The sequence below is a fragment of the Pseudoduganella sp. OTU4001 genome, assembly GCF_038440195.1.
Taxonomy (GTDB): Bacteria; Pseudomonadota; Gammaproteobacteria; order Burkholderiales; family Burkholderiaceae_D; genus Rugamonas.
In genome coordinates, this window is sequence record NZ_JASATG010000002.1 from 232,751 (window position 1) to 250,736 (window position 17,986).

General features: G+C 63.8%; 17 protein-coding genes. 6 read left to right on the top strand and 11 right to left on the bottom strand.

Annotated elements, in window-relative coordinates:
• The first annotated feature begins 69 nt into the window (after positions 1-69).
• Positions 70-588, top strand: coding sequence for an outer membrane beta-barrel protein (locus AAHE99_RS03005; protein WP_342114265.1), 519 nt, complete (start codon positions 70-72; stop codon positions 586-588).
• 47 nt (positions 589-635) lie between these two features.
• On the opposite strand, the gene AAHE99_RS03010 is transcribed toward AAHE99_RS03005, so the two are convergent.
• Positions 636-1,976 carry a S41 family peptidase gene (locus tag AAHE99_RS03010; protein WP_342114267.1) on the bottom strand — a complete coding sequence of 447 codons (1,341 nt, stop codon included), beginning with the start codon at positions 1,974-1,976 and terminating at the stop codon, positions 636-638.
• A 120-nt stretch (positions 1,977-2,096) separates the two neighbouring features.
• On the opposite strand from AAHE99_RS03010, the gene AAHE99_RS03015 reads away from it, so the two are divergent.
• From AAHE99_RS03015 to AAHE99_RS03025, 3 genes are all read left to right on the top strand, one after another.
• A complete protein-coding gene (locus AAHE99_RS03015; protein WP_342114269.1) occupies positions 2,097-4,454 on the top strand; it encodes a S9 family peptidase in 2,358 nt (785 codons plus the stop codon).
• Positions 4,455-4,596: 142 nt separating this feature from the next.
• Positions 4,597-5,127 (top strand): outer membrane beta-barrel protein, encoded by a 531-nt coding sequence (locus AAHE99_RS03020; RefSeq protein WP_342114271.1) that lies wholly within the window; start codon positions 4,597-4,599, stop codon positions 5,125-5,127.
• Between the two features lie 11 nt (positions 5,128-5,138).
• Positions 5,139-5,570: a hypothetical protein gene (locus tag AAHE99_RS03025; protein ID WP_342114272.1), complete on the top strand. Its 432-nt coding sequence runs from the start codon at positions 5,139-5,141 to the stop codon at positions 5,568-5,570.
• Here AAHE99_RS03025 and AAHE99_RS03030 read toward each other — a convergent pair.
• The 3 genes from AAHE99_RS03030 to AAHE99_RS03040 are packed head-to-tail and all read right to left on the bottom strand — an operon-like array spanning position 5,567 to position 8,465.
• Positions 5,567-6,016 (bottom strand): thioesterase family protein, encoded by a 450-nt coding sequence (locus AAHE99_RS03030; protein WP_342114274.1) that lies wholly within the window; start codon positions 6,014-6,016, stop codon positions 5,567-5,569. The genes AAHE99_RS03025 and AAHE99_RS03030 overlap by 4 nt on opposite strands.
• A 14-nt stretch (positions 6,017-6,030) precedes the next feature.
• Positions 6,031-7,257 (bottom strand): ArgE/DapE family deacylase, encoded by a 1,227-nt coding sequence (locus AAHE99_RS03035; protein ID WP_342114276.1) that lies wholly within the window; start codon positions 7,255-7,257, stop codon positions 6,031-6,033.
• A complete protein-coding gene (locus AAHE99_RS03040) occupies positions 7,257-8,465 on the bottom strand; it encodes a urate hydroxylase PuuD (protein ID WP_342114278.1) in 1,209 nt (402 codons plus the stop codon). Before AAHE99_RS03040 ends, AAHE99_RS03035 begins: the two co-directional genes overlap by 1 nt.
• 82 nt (positions 8,466-8,547) lie before the next feature.
• Between AAHE99_RS03040 and AAHE99_RS03045 the strand changes: the two genes are divergently transcribed.
• Positions 8,548-9,492 (top strand): LysR family transcriptional regulator, encoded by a 945-nt coding sequence (locus AAHE99_RS03045; RefSeq protein ID WP_342114279.1) that lies wholly within the window; start codon positions 8,548-8,550, stop codon positions 9,490-9,492.
• On the opposite strand, the gene yidD is transcribed toward AAHE99_RS03045, so the two are convergent.
• Positions 9,452-9,874 carry a membrane protein insertion efficiency factor YidD gene (yidD, locus tag AAHE99_RS03050; protein WP_342114281.1) on the bottom strand — a complete coding sequence of 141 codons (423 nt, stop codon included), beginning with the start codon at positions 9,872-9,874 and terminating at the stop codon, positions 9,452-9,454. The genes AAHE99_RS03045 and yidD overlap by 41 nt on opposite strands.
• Before the next feature lie 69 nt (positions 9,875-9,943).
• On the opposite strand from yidD, the gene AAHE99_RS03055 reads away from it, so the two are divergent.
• Entirely contained in the window at positions 9,944-11,701 is a 1,758-nt protein-coding gene (locus AAHE99_RS03055; protein WP_342114283.1) for an allantoate amidohydrolase, read from the top strand.
• On the opposite strand, the gene AAHE99_RS03060 is transcribed toward AAHE99_RS03055, so the two are convergent.
• The 6 genes from AAHE99_RS03060 to AAHE99_RS03085 all read right to left on the bottom strand — a co-directional run bounded on the left by AAHE99_RS03060 (position 11,685) and on the right by AAHE99_RS03085 (position 17,974).
• On the bottom strand, positions 11,685-11,891 hold the full coding sequence (locus AAHE99_RS03060) for a helix-turn-helix transcriptional regulator (protein ID WP_342114285.1): 207 nt from the start codon (positions 11,889-11,891) through the stop codon (positions 11,685-11,687). The genes AAHE99_RS03055 and AAHE99_RS03060 overlap by 17 nt on opposite strands.
• 4 nt (positions 11,892-11,895) lie before the next feature.
• On the bottom strand, positions 11,896-12,342 hold the full coding sequence (locus AAHE99_RS03065) for a hypothetical protein (protein WP_342114287.1): 447 nt from the start codon (positions 12,340-12,342) through the stop codon (positions 11,896-11,898).
• A gap of 62 nt (positions 12,343-12,404) precedes the next feature.
• Positions 12,405-13,475 (bottom strand): CaiB/BaiF CoA transferase family protein, encoded by a 1,071-nt coding sequence (locus AAHE99_RS03070; protein ID WP_342114289.1) that lies wholly within the window; start codon positions 13,473-13,475, stop codon positions 12,405-12,407.
• Between the two features lies 1 nt (position 13,476).
• Positions 13,477-15,609 carry an FAD-dependent oxidoreductase gene (locus AAHE99_RS03075; RefSeq protein WP_342114291.1) on the bottom strand — a complete coding sequence of 711 codons (2,133 nt, stop codon included), beginning with the start codon at positions 15,607-15,609 and terminating at the stop codon, positions 13,477-13,479.
• 12 nt (positions 15,610-15,621) lie between these two features.
• Positions 15,622-16,827: an acetyl-CoA C-acetyltransferase gene (locus AAHE99_RS03080; RefSeq protein ID WP_342114293.1), complete on the bottom strand. Its 1,206-nt coding sequence runs from the start codon at positions 16,825-16,827 to the stop codon at positions 15,622-15,624.
• Positions 16,828-16,837: 10 nt separating this feature from the next.
• Positions 16,838-17,974, bottom strand: a complete 1,137-nt coding sequence (locus tag AAHE99_RS03085; RefSeq protein ID WP_342114295.1) for an acyl-CoA dehydrogenase family protein — start codon at positions 17,972-17,974, stop codon at positions 16,838-16,840.
• Between the last annotated feature and the right edge of the window lie 12 nt (positions 17,975-17,986).

Genomic DNA, 17,986 nt, shown 5'->3' on the forward strand with positions numbered 1-17,986 from the left:
AACTGGCTTGATAAAATGCTATGTTTCCTTGCGACAACGCGGGGAATGAAACCAAGAATAGGAACAAGCATGATCAAGCATTTCGCAGCCGCAGCCCTGCTGGCCGCCACCTCCGTTGCAGCATCCGCCACCGAAACCCCAGGCTTCTACATGGGCGTCGACGCCGGCCAGACCAAGGTAGATTACATGGGCAACGACACCGCTTTCGGCGTCTTTGCTGGCTACCAGTTCAACCGCAACGTGTCCGTCGAAGCAAACTACCGCGACATGGGCAAGTACGCGTTCTACACCTCGTACTACGACTTCTCGACCCGCCGCAGCTACTACGGCTCCGTCAACGTAGGCATGAAGCAGACCGGCGTCTCCGTGCTGGTGGCCCTCCCGGTCGGTTCCCTGTCCCTGTACACCCGCCTCGGCTACAACAACCTGAGCGCAGACGCCGGCGGCGTATCCAAGAGCAAGAGCGGCACCCTGGCCGGTCTGGGCCTGGGCTACGACTTCACCGATAAAGTGTCCGCACGCCTGGAATACCAGCGTCCTGCGAGCGACGTACAGAACCTGAGCGCAGGCATCTCCTACAAGTTCTGATCGCGCAGCACCCAATGAAAAACGCCGGGCTTCAACCAGGCGTTTTTTTATTTGGCCTGCAACTGCGCCAGTGCCGCCTCCAGCACTTCGTCGCGGCCGGCCCGCATGCCGTCCACGGTCGGCTTGACCAGGTGCTGCGGCTGCACGCCGACACCGACAAAGGCGCGGCCATCGGCATAGGTGTCCTGCTTGGTGCAGATGCGGGCACGCCCGCCGCCCGGCAGCTTGATGAACAGCGGCTGGCCGGTGCTGCCGCCGGTCGGTTCCCCCATCAGGGCGCCGCGCTGCATGCCGTCGAACGCCACCGCGAAGTCCTCGGCAGCCGAGAAAGTGGCGGCGCTGGTCAGCACCAGCACCGGCTTGGCATAGCGGCGCTGCGGGTCCGGCTGGACCGCGTCCGGCGCCTCGGAATACATCGGCATATCCTTGCCCCAGGCACGCCAGGTCGGCTTGTACTCGCGGGTGGCCCAGCGGCTGGTCAGGAAGGCCTTGTCGTCCAGCGTCGACAGGATCTTGAATCCCACGCCGCCGTTGCCGCCGCCGTTGCGGCGCACGTCGATCACCAGGGCTGAGGACTTGGAGATTTCGTCGAAGGCCGCCATCCAGGCTTCGGCCGCGCTATCGTCCTCAAAGCTGTTCAGCGACACATAGGCCACATCGCCCGGCAGCATACTGAATTCAAACGATGGGGCGCTGCCGCCGGCCGCCTTGCGTACAGCGCCCGCCACGCGCGGCACCGGCTGCTCGAACTGCTTGCCGGCAGCGTCGCGGAAGGTGACGCGCGCCGAGCTGCCCACTGCCCCCATCAGGAACTGGTAGCCGAAGGTGCGCAGCTCCTGGTCTTGCGGAGTGGAAGCGCTGACGAAAGGCGCGACGTCGCGCGCGGCATAAGCTTTGACATCGGCGCCGTCCACCGCCACCACTTCCAGGCCCGGCATGATGCCCATGGCGCGCAGGCCAGGGTCCAGCACTTCGGTCACGATCACGCGGCCTTCGATCGGGCGGGTTTTCAGCATCGGCACGCCGTACATGCGGTCGAACAGCTCTTGCGGCGGGTAGACGTTGGTGTGGCCGTCTTTCAGCTTGGCCACCAGCTCCGCCAGCACGCGGTAGTATTCTTCGGTGCTGCGCGTGGAGCGCACGCGCGGCAGGGTTTCCAGGTAAAGCCTGTCCCAGTCCAGCTTTTCCAGCATGGCCGTGTCGACGAAGTTGTACTTCACTTCAGACCACAGCTTGGACAAACCGCCAATTTTCTCGTCCTCGCTGATGTTTTCCTTATACGCCCCCGCCAGCGCCGCGGTTTCCCACTGCATTGCCGGCTGCTGCTGCGCCATTGCGCCGGCGGCCGCCAGGGCCAGCACCAGCGCTGCTACATGGCTTTTTGCCATCTTGTCTCCAGGATTATTCGAATGGCCGACATTCTACCTTGTTACAAGGCTGATACTTTCCGTACCCCGGCCGGCTGCTAGAATGCTTCCTCGAAAATCTCACTTCACCCTTTCGAGACTATGCGCCGACTTGCCCTTCCTGTGCTGGCAGCCCTGCTGGCCGCCCCCGCCTTTGCCCAAACCCCGATCACCCTCGACCAGGCCATGTCCCATCCGGACTGGATCGGCACGCCCGTGGAAACCGCCTGGTGGAGCTGGGACGGCAAACAGATCTTCTATAAGCAGAAGCGCATCGGCTCCTCGCTGCGCGACACCTTCCAGGCCGGCGACAAGCCACGCCTGGTGAGCGACTCCGAGCTGGCCAACCAGGACAGCCCGCAGCCGGTGTACAACCGCGAGCGCACCCGCGCCATCGTGCTGCGCAACGGCGACCTGTTCGAACGCGACCTGAAATCCGGCGCGCTGGTGCAGATCACCCGCGGCACCGCAAACGCTTCCGCACCGCAGTATTCAGCCGACGGCCGCGGCGTGCAGTTCAAGGTTGGCAACGACTGGTTCAGCTGGAACCGCGCCGACCGCCTGGTGTCGCCGGTGGCCCTGCCGCGCGCCGCCAAGGACCCGGCTGCCGCGCCCGACGAAGACTACCTGCGCGATATGCAGCTGCGCCTGATCACCACCCTCAAGCGACAGAAGGACGAACGCGACGAAACCCGCGCCCGCGCCAAGGAAGAACGCCAGGCAGACGCCACCCGCGCACCGGCCCCGCTGTACTTCGGCGACAAGGTCTCGATCGACGCCTCCTCGCTGTCGCCGGACGGCCGCTGGCTGGTAGTCGCCACCTCGCCAAAGAGCTCCGACAATGGCCGCGTCGGCAAGATGCCGCGCTATGTGACCGAATCCGGCTACGAAGAATTCGACGACCAGCGCCCCCGCGTCGGCCGCAACCTGCCGCTGGCACAGTCGCTGAAACTGGTCGACCTGCGCACCGGCGCCATCAAGGACCTGCCGCTGGACAACCTGCCTGGCATCGGTACCGATCCGCTGGCCAGCCTGCGTGAAGCCGCCAAGCAGCCGGCCCTGAAGGGCAACCGCGCCACCCGCCTGGAAACCGACGAAGGCGACGGTATCGCGTGGAGCGACAACGGCGCCAAGGCTGCCGTCATGCTGCGCACGGTGGACAACAAGGACCGCTGGATCGCCGCCATCGACTTCGAAGCGGCCAAACTGAAGTCCGTGCACCGCCTGACCGACAACGCCTGGATCAACTACTCCTACAACGACTTCGGCTACCTGCCGGACAACAGCACGCTGTGGTTCATGTCCGAGGAAAGCGGCTACTCCCACCTGTACACCCTGGACGCCAGCGGCAAGCAGCGCGCCCTGACCAGCGGCAAGTGGGAAGCCTCCAGCGTGAAGTGGAACAGCGACGGCACCCTGGCCTACATGCTGTGCAACCGCCGCACGCCAGGCGAATACGAAGTCTGCGCCGCTTCCGCCAAAGACGCGACCGTGCGCGAAGTGACCCAGCTGAATGGCGGCGTCGAACAGTTCGCCCTGTCGCCCGACCAGCGCAAGCTGCTGGTGCACTACTCCTCCGCCTACATGCCCGCGCAGCTGGCCACCGTGCCTGCCGCAGGCGGCGCCGCCGCCAAACTGACCGACACCCGCAGCGCCGAGTTCAAGGCGCGCGAATGGATCCAGCCGCAAATGGTGGCCGTGCCGACCACCCACAATGCCGGCCAGCCGATCTGGTCCAAGCTGTACCGCCCGGCCAAGCTGGAACCCGGCAAGAAGTACCCGATCGTGCTGTTCGTGCACGGCGCTGGCTACCTGCAGAACACCCACAACCGCTATCCGCAGTACTTCCGCGAGCAGATGTTCCACAACCTGCTGGTGGAAAAAGGCTACATCGTGCTGGACATGGACTACCGCGCCTCCAAAGGCTACGGGCGTGACTGGCGCACCGCCATCTACCGCCAGATGGGCCATCCGGAACTGGAAGACTATGTCGATGGCGCCAAATGGATGGCCGCCAACCACCAGGGCGACCTGGACAAAGTAGGCATCTACGGCGGCAGCTACGGCGGCTTCATGACCTTCATGGCGCTGCTGCGCGAGCCTGAACTGTTCAAGGCCGGCGCCGCCCTGCGCCCGGTGACCGACTGGACCACCTACAACCACGGCTACACCGCCAACATCCTGAACACGCCGGACATCGACCCGGAGGCCTACCGCAAGTCCTCGCCGATCGAATATGCCGACAAGCTGAAAGGCCACCTGCTGATCGCCCACGGCATGGTTGACGACAACGTGTTCTTCCAGGATTCGGTGCGCATGGCGCAGCGCTTCATCGAGCTGAAAAAAGACAACTGGGAACTGGCCGCCTACCCGCTGGAACGCCACGCCTACACCCAGCCGGAAAGCTGGTACGACCAGTACCGCCGCATCTACCAGCTGTTCGAGCGCGCGCTCAAATAAGTAAGCGGATGTAAGCCCGGCCAGTGCCGGGCTTTTTTTCACTTACATCTTGCAACAACCATAAGGTTTACTTAAAGTTAATTTCCGCTGATCATCTTTTCCAGGACCTGCGCTAGTGCAGGTCCCTCAAAAAGGACTCAAGATGATCAAGAAAATTCTCGCCGCAGCCGCTTGCACCCTGCTCGTGCTGCCGGCATTCGCCCAGCAATCCGCCACGGCCGGCACTGGCTTCTACGGCGGTATCGATGTCGGCAACACGCACCAGAGCCCTGGCATCAACGACACCAGCGCCGGCCTGTTCGGCGGCTACCAGTTCAACCGCTACTTCAGCGCGGAACTCGGTTTCCGCCGCCTGGGCGATACTTCCGTTACCAATATCTCCGGCCCGCAGTTCGACGCAAAACTGATCAAGGAAGACATTCTGGTGTACCAGAAATCGCTGTCGCTGGTGGCGCGCTACCCGGTGGCCGACAAACTGGATGTATACGGCCGCGCGGGCTACAACCACATCGATTATCGCAGCGATAACGGCGCCAAGCCATCGGCCAATGAAGCCCTGGTCGGCGTCGGCGCATCCTACGCCCTGACACCAAAAGTCGACCTGCGTATTGAAGCGCAGCGCGCCAAGTCCAGCACCACCAACGTCAGCGTGGGCGCGAGCTACCGCTTCTAAGGCGAGAAACCATGATGCCCCGGAACATACTCGCCGCTGCAGCTTGCGCCGCGCTCGCAATGCCGGTCTTTGCCCAGGAAATCGCCCCTGCCAGGAAAGGTGTCTACAGCGAAACCGATGCAACCGGCTACCAATTCAACCACCACCTGAATGCTGAACTGGGATCGCGCCAAACGGTCAACGAACACGGCAAAATCGACCGGATGTCCCTGACGCTGAAGGGCCGCTATCCCATCACAGAGAAAGTCGACCTGTATGGCCGCGCGAGCTATGACCACATCGTGTACTTGCCCGAAACCGGCAGGAAGAAAACGGTGAATGATGCCGAAGCTGCAGTCGGCGCTTCCTATTCAATCAACCGGAAAGCCGGTGTGCACCTGGAGACCCAGCGTGCGAAAGACCTTCCGGCTAACGTCAATGTGGGCGCAGCCTTGAGCTTTTAAGGCTTGATCACACTGCTTGGCAGCACCTGGAAATCGTCTGTCTGGTACAGCGATTGCCAGGCTGCCAGCAGTACTGGCGGCGGCGTGACCAGTTTGCGCGCCGTCAGGTCCAGCCAGCCGCCCGAACTGTTGATGCGGGCGGCCAGTTTGCCGTCGCTGCGGTAGATATCGGAACGCAGCATCCAGCGGCTGCCATCCTGCGACAGGCCCGCCACCGCCAGCGTCACGGTGATCTGGTCCAGCAGCAGCACCTCCTTGAAGTAGGCAATTTCGTCCTTCATTACCACCGGACCGATGTTCAGGCGCTTGAATTCCGCCATCGGGAATCCATTCTCCGACAAGAACAGCATGCGGATATCGCCTGCCTTGTTCAGATAGGCCGTATTGGCCATATGGCTGTTGAAATCCATATCGCCCCAGCCGGCCATCATCTTGCGCTCAAACATCGTCAATCCTCTTCTTATTCGGCCGCGAGGAAGTCCAGCAATGTCAGTGCCACGATCTTGGTGGCCTTGCGCAAGTCTTCCAGCAGCAGTTTTTCATCCGCCTTCTTGGCATTCGATTCGGGCACGCTGCGCGGCCCTGCGCCATATAGTACAGCGGGAACGCCATGCTCGCCATAGAGGCGGGCATCGGCATACAGCGGGGTGCCGACCGCCGGGATATCCTCGCCCAGCACCGCTTTGGCGTTCTTTTGCAGGTTGGCCACCAGCTGCTGGCCCGCCGGCAGCGGGCGCAAGGCGTGCGACAGCAGCAGGCGCTTGATTTCCAGGCGGATGCCGGGGACGCCCTGCACCGCGTCTTCAATCAGCTTGCGCACCTGGGCTTCCACCGCCACCGGATCTTCTTCCGGAATCATGCGGCGGTCCATTTTCATGACGACTTTGCCCGGCACCACATTGGTGTTGGTACCGCCATCGATGCGGCCCACCAGCATGGTGGGCGAGTCGATGCCCTGGACCTGGGACTTGATCTTCTTCAGCTCCGGCAGCTGGCCGTAGATGGCGTTCAGGATTTTCGTCGCCGCCTGCAGCGCGTCGTGGCCGGTTTCCGGCATGGCGCCATGGCCGGACTTGCCATGCACCGTGATCTCCAGCTGCAGGCAGGCGTTATGCGCGGTGACGATGTTGTAGCTGAAGCCCGCCGCGATCACGTAGTCCGGCTTGGTCAGCTTCTCGCGCAGCAGGTAGCCGGGGCCCAACAGGCCGCCGAATTCCTCGTCATACGTGAAATGCAGCTCAACGCCGCCTTTCAGTTTGACGCCCAGCGCCTCCAGCGCACGCACGGCGAAGATGTAGGTGGCGAAATCGCATTTCGACACGGCGGCGGCACGGCCGTAGATATAGCCGTTGTCGATCACGCCGCCGTAAGGAGGATAGGTCCAGCCCTCGCCCGGTGGCACCACGTCGCCGTGGGCGTTAAGGGCGATGGTCGGGCCGCCCGCCGCGTAAGGCCGGCGGATGATCAGGTTGGTGATCGACTCCATGCCGTAGTCGCGCACTTCCTGCTCCGGCACGGCGTGCTTCTCGGCGCTCCAGCCGTAGGCTTTCACCAGCTCCGCCACAGTCTCCGCATGCGGCCTGTTGTTGCCGGGCGGCGTATCGGTTGGGACGCGCAGCACTTGCTGCAGCAGGGCCACTTCCTCGTCGAAGTGGGCGTCGATCCATTGGGTGATTTTCTCGTTCATTACTTTGCTCCTGCGGCGAACCAGGCGCCCAGTTCGGCGCGTTCCGCATCGGTCATATTGGTCAGGTTGGCGATCGGCATATCTTTCAGCTCCACCGCACGCTTGTGGATCTGGGCGGCGCGCTGGCGCACCTGGTCGGGCGTATCCAGCAGCACGCCGGCCGGCGCGGTGGCGAAGCCGGGCTGGGTCGGCGAGGCGGAGTGGCAAGACACGCAGCGCGCGTCGATAATCGCCTTCACTTTCGCGAACTGCGCAGCCGGGTCGGCGGCCGCCTTCACTGGTGCCGGCTTGGGCGGTGCAATCGCCACCGCCACCGCCAACAGCAGCGCCATGCCAATCGCCGGGTAGCGCCACTCGATGCGGCCCTTGTGGCGCAGGTTGAAGAAGTGGCGGATAAACACGCCGGCCGCCATAATGAAGCCCAGCACCAGCCAGGCGTACTTGTGCTGGTAGGTCATCGCGTAATGGTTGCTGATCATTATGAACAGCACCGGAAGCGTGAAGTAGTTGTTATGCACACTGCGCTGCTTGGCCTTGATGCCGTGGACCGGATCCGGCAAGCCGCCAGCCTGCATGGCCTGCACCATCTTGCGCTGGCCGGGGATGATCAGCATCGCCACATTGGCCACCATGATGGTGCCGATCATGGCGCCGATGTGGATAAACGCCGCACGCCCGCTCAGCACCTGGGTCAAGCCGTAGGCCGCACCGACCAGCAGCAGGAATACCACCAGGCCAAGCCATTTCTCGTCCTTGCCCAGCGGCGAGCGGCACAGCACGTCGTACACCACCCAGCCAGCGACCAGCGAGCCGATGCCGATACCGACGGCCTGCAGGCTGGTGAGGTCGGCCACCTGCTTATCCACCATCATGGCCTGCGCATTGAAGTAGTAGGCGATGGTCAGCAGGGCAAAGCCGGACAGCCAGGTGGTATAAGCCTCCCACTTGAACCAGTGCAGTTCCTTCGGCAATTCGGCCGGCGCCACCAGGTATTTTTGCGGGTTATAGAAACCGCCGCCATGCACCGCCCACAGCTCGCCCGACACACCCTTTTTCGCCAGGTCCGATCCAGGCACTGGCGGCCGGATCGAGTTGTCCAGCCACACAAAGTAGAAGGATGCGCCAATCCAGGCGATCCCAGTGATGATGTGCAGCCAACGCACCAGCAGGTTGGCCCATTCCAGGCCATAGGGCAGCAGGTATTCCATGCAAATCCTTGGGTTAAGAACGTTTCAGTATCATGAAATATGTCGTATATTCAAGATATTCGAATTCATATACGTAAGCAAGATGTCCGCCCTGCCGCAACACCTCGACATTCACCTGATCCGCATACTCTACCTGCTATTGGTGGAGAAGAACGTGTCGCGCGTGGCGCTCAAGCTCAATCAGCCGCAACCCTCGATTTCCGCCTCGCTGCGTAAGCTGCGCGAGCTGACCGGCGATCCCCTGCTGGTGCGCGGCGCGCGCGGCATGGTGCCGACCCAGCATGGCGAGAGCCTGCTCAAGCCGGCCAAGCGTATCCTGGACGAAGCCGAGTCCCTGTTTGTCAAAAAGACGCCCTTCGTGCCGCAGGAGGAAGCGCGCACTTTCAATATCGCCGCACCGGATTACCTGGACAGCCAGTTCCTGCCGAATGTGGTGGCAATGCTACGCCGCGGCTCGCCCAAGAGCCGGGTGGTGATCCACTCCATCGGCCCCGGCACCGACTATTTGCGCCTGCTGTCGGACGGAGACATGGACCTGGTGATCGCCAACTGGGACGAACCGCCGCAGCACCTGCACATCTCCAAGCTGTTCGAAGACCCGATCATCTGCGCCATGCACGCCGCCAGTCCCTACGCCAAACGCACACCCGCCGATGGCATGACGCTGGACGACTATCTCTCCCTGCCCCACGTCGCGCCCTCGCAGATGGTGCCCGGCTATGGCGGCGTGATCGACGCCTTCCTCGAACGCCAGGGACTGCGCCGCAACGTCGCCGTGGAATCGGCCTATTTCAGCCTGATCCCCTACATGCTGGCACAGACCGACCTGGTGCTGACTACCGGCCGCCAGTTCCTGCGTTTCTACGAGAACTCCCTGCCGCTAAAGTTCTTCAACATACCGGTCAAGTTCCCTCCGATGCGTTTCTACCAGCTGTGGCACGAACGCGTGCACCAGGCGCCCGAACACAAATGGCTGCGCGACCAGGTCACCGCCGCCGCGCACGCGCTGACCCGTAACGTGCCTTGAGTTTGGGATCGACGTCCATTTCGCCTTTGCGGCGGCCCGGCCAGCAGTCGCCGACGGCGCTGACGCAATCGAGAGCTTCCGACGCCCCACCGCAAACCTTGATGCTGTGCCCACAGTCGCAGTCCAGCGGTACGCCGATGTCGCATTCCCCGGCCTGGTAGTTGGTCGGACGCTGCATGGCGCGCATGGCCGCGCTGCAATCGTCAAAGCGCCGGAATAGCAGAGCCACGCCAAGCCGCACGCCAAAGCGCTCGATCACCCGATAGCCGTAGCCTGAGCATCCATCACCGCCATGCAGCACGCGGTGCGCGCAATGGTAGCCCTTACGCGGTGACAAATGGCGCTGGTAAGCTTTGATGGCGGCCAGCAGAATCCCCCTCATGGGTGCCCCGGTAGTTTCAGAAGCTATATGATAGCGTTATGATCGACAGGCCTACCTGGAATACCTGCAATGACAACTACCCTTTCAGAACTGAACTCCTGCGACCTGGCTGCGTTTGTCGAGCGGTTGCGCGGGATTTATGAGCATTCGCCCTGGATTCCGGAGCGGGCGGCAGCGCAGCGGCCGTTTGCTTCGCTGGCGGCGCTGAAACAGGCCTTGCAGGCTGTCGTAACCAATGCCAGCGAGGCGGAGCAGCTTGGCCTGATCCGCGCCCACCCTGAACTGGCCGGCAAGGCCGCCATCGCGGGCCAGTTGACGGCGGAATCGACCAGCGAGCAGGCCAAGTCCGGCCTGAACCTGTGCAGCGCGGAGGAATTCGCCCGCCTGCACCAGCTGAATGCGGACTACAACGCCAAGTTCGGCTTTCCCTTCATCCTGGCCGTGAAGGGCCCGACCGGCCTGGGTTTGACCCGGGAGACCGTCATCGCCACCTTCGCACGCCGCCTGAAGAACCAGCGTGCCGACGAAATGGCGGAATGCCTGCGCCAGATCCACCGCATCGCCGAAATCCGCCTGAACGACCTGCTGGCGGTGAAGCTGGAGTTCGGTCCGCAGATCATGCAGTGGTCGGAAGATCTGGCACAGTGGAGCGACGAGCCGGACGCACTCACCTGCGCTTACATGACCGACGCCCACCGCGCCACCGCCGCGCAGCTGCTGGCGTGGATGCGCGACACCGGCATGCAGGCCGAGATCGACGCCGTCGGCAACGTGGTCGGCCGCTACCTGTCCGATGACCCCGGCGCCAGGACGATCATCACCGGCTCGCACTACGACACCGTGCGCAACGGCGGCAAGTACGACGGCCGCCTCGGCATCCTGCTGCCGATCGCCATCGTGCGCCATCTGCGCGACAAAGGGGAAAAGCTGCCCTTCCATCTGGAAGTGATCGGCTTCGCGGAAGAAGAAGGCGTGCGCTTCCGCAGCACTTTCCTGGGAAGTAACGCCGTCACGGGCAACTTTGACATGACGCTGCTGGACGCAGTCGACGCCGACGGCACCAGCATGCGCGCGGCACTGGCGGCTGCGGGGCACGACTGCGCCGCCATCCCTGACCTCGGACGCCGCCGCGCGGACATTGCGGCTTACGTCGAAGTCCACATCGAGCAAGGCCCGGTGCTATTGGAGCACGGCCTGCCGCTCGGCGTAGTCACCGCCATTGCCGGCAGCTCGCGCTTCCTGGTCGAACTGCAAGGCGTCGCCAGCCATGCCGGCACCACGCCAATGCATATGCGAAAGGACGCCGCAGCCGCCGCAGCGGAAATCGTGCTGCTGGTCGAGCAGCGATGCGCGCAAGGCGAGGCACTGGTCGGAACGGTCGGCCAGCTGCAAGTACCAGGCGGCTCGGTGAACGTGATCCCCGGCGCCTGCAAGCTCTCGCTCGATATCCGCGCTGCCGACGACTCGGTGCGCGAAGCCGCCGTGCGCGACGTAATGGACGGCCTGGCCGCCATCTGCGCACGCCGCGCCATCGAGTTCAAAGTGGAAAAGATCGTGGAAGCCAAAGCCGCCCCCTGCGCACCCTGGCTGATGCAGCAACTGGGCGACGCCGTGCAGCGCAGCGGCCTGCCACGCTTCGACCTGCTATCCGGCGCCGGCCATGATGCAATGGCGATTGCCGCCCTGACGGATGTAGCGATGCTGTTCACCCGCTGCGGCAACGGCGGCATCAGCCACAATCCGCTCGAGACCATGACTGCCGACGATGCCGATATCGCCGCGCAGGTACTGCTCGATTTCCTGCGCCGCTTCAGCCCTCAAGGCTGAACAACGCCTCCACCGTCACCCCCAGGGCTCGCGCCAGTTTGAGCGCGAGCACGGTGGACGGCACCATGCGCCCCGCTTCGATCGCGTTGATCGACTTGCGCGTCACTCCCACCAGTTGCGCCAGGTCCTCCTGGGTCAGGTCGTGCATGGCGCGATGGGTCTTCAGGGTGGTGTGCAATTGCTCCGTCATCGGCTCACCTGTCGTGATACAGGACGCTGCCGAGCATCGCAGCCACGCCCACCATCACGACGGCGACCATCATGACCGCCGGCGCCTTGGCAACACCGGCAATCGACAGGATGGTGGCGATGGCGACCGTCGCGACCATCGACGCGAAGAAGCCGTTGCGATAGCCCAGGCCCAGTGCACGCTGGCGCAGTTCGTCATTGAGCACAGCGCACATCTGCGGCGAATTGATGCAGTTCACCTTACCCGCTTTCATGCGTAACGCACCGAGGGCAATGGCAGTACCGATTGGGAGCAGGACCAGGCCAATGCGGGCCGCCTCGGCCAGCTCCGGCCCGCCGAGCAGGATGAGCAGCATGCCGCTGCCGGCATACAGGATGGTGGCCAGTGCGATCCACAGGCCCATATGCGAAACGCGTACCAGCACGTCGGAATTCATTTCTTGCTGCGACATGACATCACCTCCAAGAGGGTTGCGATGTCATCTAATGTAACACAAACTTCCCAAAATGGAACCTATAGGTTCCATTTTTTATCGTTTTGCTCTCCAACGGCAGGAATTGGGCCGGCCACCGAAGGCGTGCCGGAGAAGCGTGGCGCGGGGTTCGCCTGTAGCACGCCGCCGCTGCGGTCGTAGGTACCGCGCGCCTCCAGGTGCGGGTGGCGCGCTGCTTCGGATGGCGTGAGCACAGGCGCAAAGCAGGCGTCGCTGCCTTCCAGCAGCGCACACCACTCGTCGCGCGTGCGTGTGGCGAACAACTCCGCCATTGCGGAACGCTGCAATGGCCACTGGTCTACCGAATGCTGTGCGGCGAAGCGGCGGTCGTCGGACAGGCCAAGTTTTTCCAGCAGCAGCTTGTAGAACTTGGGTTCCAGCGCGCCGACCGTGATGTCGCGGCCATCCTTGCAACGATAGGTGTTGAACCAATGCGGGCCATCCAGCATCGAAGTGCCGCGCTGCTCGCGCATCAGCCCCGTTGCCGACAGGTCGAGCAGGAGATTCATCATGTGCGCGGAGCCGTCGACGATGGCGGCATCGACCACCTGCCCTTTGCCGCCGCCGCGCGCGTGCAGGATGGCCGAGACCAGGCCAAGCGCCAGGTACAGCGCACCGCCGCCAAGGTCGCCGATCAAGGTGGCCGGCGCCACCGGCGGCACATCGCCGGCGCCCGCGTAATGCAGGGCGCCGGACAATGCGATGTAGTTGTTGTCGTGCCCCGCCGCCTGCGCCAGCGGGCCGTCCTGGCCCCAGCCGGTCATGCGGCCGTACGCCAGGCGAGGATTGCGCGCCAGGCAGACGTCCGGCCCAAGGCCCAGACGCTCCATGGCGCCGGGGCGCATGCCTTCGATCAAGCCGTCGGCGTCCTCAATCAGCTCAAGCACCTTATCGATGGCGCCGGGCTCTTTCAAGTCCAGCGCCACCGAGCGCTTGCCACGGCGCAGGATGCCCACCGTTGGGATTTCCGCCGGGCCGGGACGTTCAACAACGATCACGTCTGCGCCCAGGTCCGCCAGCAGCATGCCGCAAAACGGTCCCGGGCCGATGCCCGCAATCTCTACAATCCTGACGCCGGACAGCACGCCCATATCAACGCTCCGTGTAGTAGGTGGCGCCGTTTGCCGCCATCGCCTTCAGCTGCGCAGGTGCTGCGAAGCGGTCGCCATGCGCGGCCGCCAGGCGTTCGCACTGCGCCACGAAGGCTGCGGAACCGGCTTGATCGATCATGCTCAGCGGGCCGCCGCGGAAAGGCGGGAAGCCCCAGGCGAGGATAGCACCGACGTCGGCATCGCGTGCGGAACGCAGCACGCCTTCATCCATGCAGCGCGCGGTTTCCACCGCCTGCACTACGGTCAGGCGCTCGACGACAGCCGCCACGTCCGGCTGCACGGCAGCACGCGGGAACAGCTCCGCCAATCCAGGCCACAGATGCTTCTTGCCGCCTTCCGGATACTCATAGAAGCCCTTGGACGCCTTCTTGCCGATGCGGCCCAGTTCCACCATGCGTGCCGCAACTTCGTGGCCGGGACGTGCGCGGTAAGCATCGCCCAGGTCGGCGCGGGTCTGGCGGTCGATCTTCCAGATCAATTCGGACGACACTTCATCGGTCAGCGCCAGCGGGCCGACCGGCATGCCGGCTTGCAGGCCCGCGTTCTCGATCAGCGCAGGAGCCACGCCTTCCGCCAGCAGGGCCAGGCCCTCCAGCACATAGGTCGAGAACACGCGGCTGGTGTAGAAGCCGCGCGAATCGTTGACCACGATCGGGGTCATGCCGAGCGCACGCACCAGGTCCATCGAACGCGCCAGGGTGGCGTCCGAAGTCTGCTTGCCGACGATGATTTCCACAATCGCCATACGGTCCACCGGCGAGAAGAAATGCAGGCCGATGAAGTTGGCCGGACGCGAGCTGGCTTCAGCCAGACCGCTGATCGGCAGCGTGGAGGTGTTCGAAGCGAAGATCGCATCCGCCGCCAGCACCGCCTCGGCGCGTTGCGTGACATCGGCCTTGATGGCGCGGTCTTCGAACACGGCTTCCACCACGATGTCCGCACCCGCCAGCAGCGCATAGTCCGTGGTCGGCGTGATGCGCGCCAGCAGCGCCTCAGCCTTCTCGGCGGTGGTTTGGCCGCGTTGCTGCTGTTTGGCCAGCAGGCCTGCGGAATATTGCTTGCCGCGTTCCGCCGCCTCCTGCGAGGAGTCGATCAGGACCACTTCGATGCCGGCTTTGGCGGCGACGTAGGCAATACCCGCACCCATCATGCCCGCGCCCAGCACGCCGATCTTGCTGTACTTCTGCTGCGGTACGCCGGCCGGACGCGCGGCCAGCTTGTTCGCCTCGTTCATGCTGAAGAACAGCGTGCGGATCATGTTCTTCGCTTCCGGCGACAGCACGGTTTGCACGAAGTGGCGTGCTTCCGTCATCAAGCCGGTATCGAGGTCGGTGATCAGGCCTTCGTACACGCAGGAAAGGATGTTGCGCGGCGCCGGATAATTGCCGTAGGTCTTGGCGCGCAGCATGGCATTGGCCGCCATGAAGACTTGCTGCACGGCCGGCGACGAGACTGCGCCACCCGGAATCTTGAAGCCTTTGACGTCCCATGGCTGCTGCGCACCGCCGGCGGCGATGGCGCCCTCCAGCCAGGTGCGTGCGGCGGCAATCTCGGTACCGGCAGGGACAACTTCGTTCAGGATGCCCAGCTCGCGCGCAGCGGCGGCGGTCAGGCGCTTGCCTTCCAACAGCAGCGGCAGCGATTTCTGGATGCCGACCAGGCGCGGCAAACGCTGGGTGCCGCCACCACCCGGCAGCAGGCCAAGCGTCACTTCCGGCAGGCCGAAACGCGCCTTCGGATTGTCCGCCGCAACGCGGTAATGGCCGCACAGCGCCACTTCCAGGCCGCCGCCCAGGGTCATGCCCGGCAGCGCCATGGCGACCGGTTTGCCGCAGCTTTCAAGTTTGCGCAGCGCTTTGTCCAGGCGCACCACGCGGTCATACAATGCCTCCGCCGTTTTCGCGGACAGCAGCCAATCCAGGTCGCCACCGGCGATAAAGTCGGGTTTGGCGGACGTCATCAGCACGCCTTTGACGGCGGCGTCGCCAACCACGCGCTCCACCAGCTCGCACAGCACGGCGCAGCTTTCCTCGTTCAGCACATTCTGGCTGCGACCCGGCATATTCCAGCTCAGGGTGGCGATGCCGTGGGAATCCAGGCTGTAATCAATCATTGTCTGTCTCCCTTAGATGCGCTCGATGATGGTGGCGGTGCCCATGCCCGCGCCAACGCACAGCGTGGCCAGGCCGGTTTTCAGGTTACGGCGTTCCAGCTCGTCGAGCAGGGTGCCGAGGATCATGGCACCGGTGGCGCCCAGCGGATGGCCCATGGCGATGGCGCCGCCGTTCACGTTCATCTTGTCGTGCGGGACGTTCATCACTTCCATGAAGCGCAGCACCACGGAGGCGAAGGCTTCGTTCAGCTCATACAGGTCGATATCGGAAGCCTTCATGCCGGCGCGCTTGAGCGCCTTTTCAGCCGCGTAGCTTGGGCCGGTCAGCATGATCGACGGTTCGCTGCCGATCGAGGCGAAGGAGCGGATGCGTGCGCGCGGCTTCAAGCCGGCGCGCTCACCGGCTTCCTTGCTGCCGATCAGCACCGCAGCGGCGCCGTCCACGATGCCGGAGCTGTTGCCAGCGTGGTGGACGTGCTTCATCTGCTCGATTTCAGGATAGCGCTGGGTGATCACGGCGTCGAAGCCGAAGTTGGCGCCCATCTCGGCGAAGGATGCCTTCAGGGCGCCCAGCGATTCAACGGTGGTTTCCGGACGCACCATCTCGTCGCGCGCCAGGATGGTCAGGCCATTCCGGTCCAGCACCGGCACCACGGAACGGCCAAAGCGGCCTTCCTGCCAAGCGCGGTGGGCGCGCTGCTGCGATTCGACGGCATACGCGTCCACATCACGTCGGCTATAGCCCCAAATGGTAGCAATGGCGTCCGCCGAAACACCCTGCGGTACAAAGTAGGAATCAAACGCACTCGCTGGATCGACCGGCCAGGCGCCGCCCGAAGAGCCCATCGGCACGCGCGACATAGCTTCCACCCCGCCGCCGACCACCATGTCGGACTGGCCGGACATCACCTGTGCGGCCGCCATATTGCAGGCCTCCAGTCCGGAAGCGCAGAAGCGGTTGATCTGCACGCCGGCCACCGATTCGGCGTAGCCCGCTGCCAGCGCAGCAACGCGGCCGATGCAGGCGCCCTGCTCGCCGACCGGTTCCACACAACCCAGCACCACGTCATCGATGATCGCGCTGTCGAAGTTGTTGCGGTCCACCAGCGCGCGCAGCGCGGTCTCCGCCAGGCGCAGCGGCGTGACGCCGTGCAGCGAACCGTCTTTCTTACCCTTGCCGCGCGGGGTGCGCACGGCGTCGAAGATATAGGCTTCCACTCTGGTCTCCTTACAGCGAACGGCTGATCAGTTCTTTCATGATTTCATTGGTACCGGCGTACACGCGCTGCACGCGGGCGTCGGCCCAGGCGCGGGTGATCGGGTACTCCCACATATAGCCATAGCCGCCGTGCAGCTGCACGCATTTGTCGAGCGTACGGAATTGCATTTCGGTGGTCCAGTACTTGGCCATCGAGGCAGTGGCGGCGTCCAGTTTGTCTTCCAACAGCAGCTCCATGCAGCGGTCCACGAAGACGCGGCACATCTGCACTTCGGTCTTGATTTCGGCCAGCGTATGCGCCACGGTCTGGAATTCTGCGATCGGGCGCTTGAAGGCCTTGCGGTCGCGCGTGTATTGCACGGTCCACTCCAGGCCAGCTGCTGCCGCTTCCACCGCCATGATCGAGACCTGCATGCGTTCCCACGACAGTTCCTGCATCAGGTATTTGAAGCCCGCGCCTTCTTCGCCCAGCAGGTTCTGCGCCGGTACGCGCACGTTTTCGAAGAACAATTCGGAGGTATCCTGCGCCTTCATGCCGGCCTTCTTCAGGCGCTTGCCTTTGCTGAAGCCAGCCATCGACGTGTCGACCACGAACAGGCTGATGCCCTTGGAGCCCGCGCCCGGGTCGGTCTTCGCGACCACGATCACGCAGTCGGCGTGCCAGCCGTTGGTGATGAAGGTCTTGGAGCCGTTGATGATGTAGTGGTCGCCGTCACGCACTGCGCTGGTGGTCACGCCTTGCAAGTCGGAGCCGGTGCCCGGCTCGGTCATGGCGATGGCGCCGATCATTTCACCGGTTGCCAGCTTGGGCAGGTAGGTCGACTTCAGGTACTCGCTGCCGTAATGCAGGATATAGGGCGCGACGATTTCCGAATGCAGTCCGAAACCAAGGCCGGTGGCGCCGATGCGGGCCTGCTCTTCCATCAGGATCATGGAGTACAGCTTGTCGCCGCCGCAGCCGCCGTATTGCTCCGGCATGCTCGGGCACAGGAAACCGGCGGCGCCGGCCTTTTCCCAGATTTCACGGTCGACGTAGCCCTGTTCTTCCCAGCGCTCGTGGTGCGGGGCGACTTCGGTCTCCATGAAACGGCGCGCGGACTCGCGCAGCATTTCGTGTTCTTCGGTGAATAAGGTGCGGGGGATCATGTTGCAGGGTCT

What these genes read in the sequence shown, in the direction of transcription:
- AAHE99_RS03025 (WP_342114272.1), top strand. Translation starts at nt 5,139, where the DNA reads ATGATGCCCCGGAACATACTCGCCGCTGCAGCTTGCGCCGCGCTCGCA.
- AAHE99_RS03075 (WP_342114291.1), bottom strand. Translation starts at nt 15,609, where the DNA reads ATGATTGATTACAGCCTGGATTCCCACGGCATCGCCACCCTGAGCTGG.
- AAHE99_RS03045 (WP_342114279.1), top strand. Translation starts at nt 8,548, where the DNA reads ATGTCCGCCCTGCCGCAACACCTCGACATTCACCTGATCCGCATACTC.
- yidD (WP_342114281.1), bottom strand. Translation starts at nt 9,874, where the DNA reads ATGAGGGGGATTCTGCTGGCCGCCATCAAAGCTTACCAGCGCCATTTG.
- AAHE99_RS03055 (WP_342114283.1), top strand. Translation starts at nt 9,944, where the DNA reads ATGACAACTACCCTTTCAGAACTGAACTCCTGCGACCTGGCTGCGTTT.
- AAHE99_RS03015 (WP_342114269.1), top strand. Translation starts at nt 2,097, where the DNA reads ATGCGCCGACTTGCCCTTCCTGTGCTGGCAGCCCTGCTGGCCGCCCCC.
- AAHE99_RS03070 (WP_342114289.1), bottom strand. Translation starts at nt 13,475, where the DNA reads ATGGGCGTGCTGTCCGGCGTCAGGATTGTAGAGATTGCGGGCATCGGC.
- AAHE99_RS03020 (WP_342114271.1), top strand. Translation starts at nt 4,597, where the DNA reads ATGATCAAGAAAATTCTCGCCGCAGCCGCTTGCACCCTGCTCGTGCTG.
- AAHE99_RS03060 (WP_342114285.1), bottom strand. Translation starts at nt 11,891, where the DNA reads ATGACGGAGCAATTGCACACCACCCTGAAGACCCATCGCGCCATGCAC.
- AAHE99_RS03085 (WP_342114295.1), bottom strand. Translation starts at nt 17,974, where the DNA reads ATGATCCCCCGCACCTTATTCACCGAAGAACACGAAATGCTGCGCGAG.
- AAHE99_RS03040 (WP_342114278.1), bottom strand. Translation starts at nt 8,465, where the DNA reads ATGGAATACCTGCTGCCCTATGGCCTGGAATGGGCCAACCTGCTGGTG.
- AAHE99_RS03065 (WP_342114287.1), bottom strand. Translation starts at nt 12,342, where the DNA reads ATGTCGCAGCAAGAAATGAATTCCGACGTGCTGGTACGCGTTTCGCAT.
- AAHE99_RS03030 (WP_342114274.1), bottom strand. Translation starts at nt 6,016, where the DNA reads ATGTTTGAGCGCAAGATGATGGCCGGCTGGGGCGATATGGATTTCAAC.
- AAHE99_RS03035 (WP_342114276.1), bottom strand. Translation starts at nt 7,257, where the DNA reads ATGAACGAGAAAATCACCCAATGGATCGACGCCCACTTCGACGAGGAA.
- AAHE99_RS03010 (WP_342114267.1), bottom strand. Translation starts at nt 1,976, where the DNA reads ATGGCAAAAAGCCATGTAGCAGCGCTGGTGCTGGCCCTGGCGGCCGCC.
- AAHE99_RS03005 (WP_342114265.1), top strand. Translation starts at nt 70, where the DNA reads ATGATCAAGCATTTCGCAGCCGCAGCCCTGCTGGCCGCCACCTCCGTT.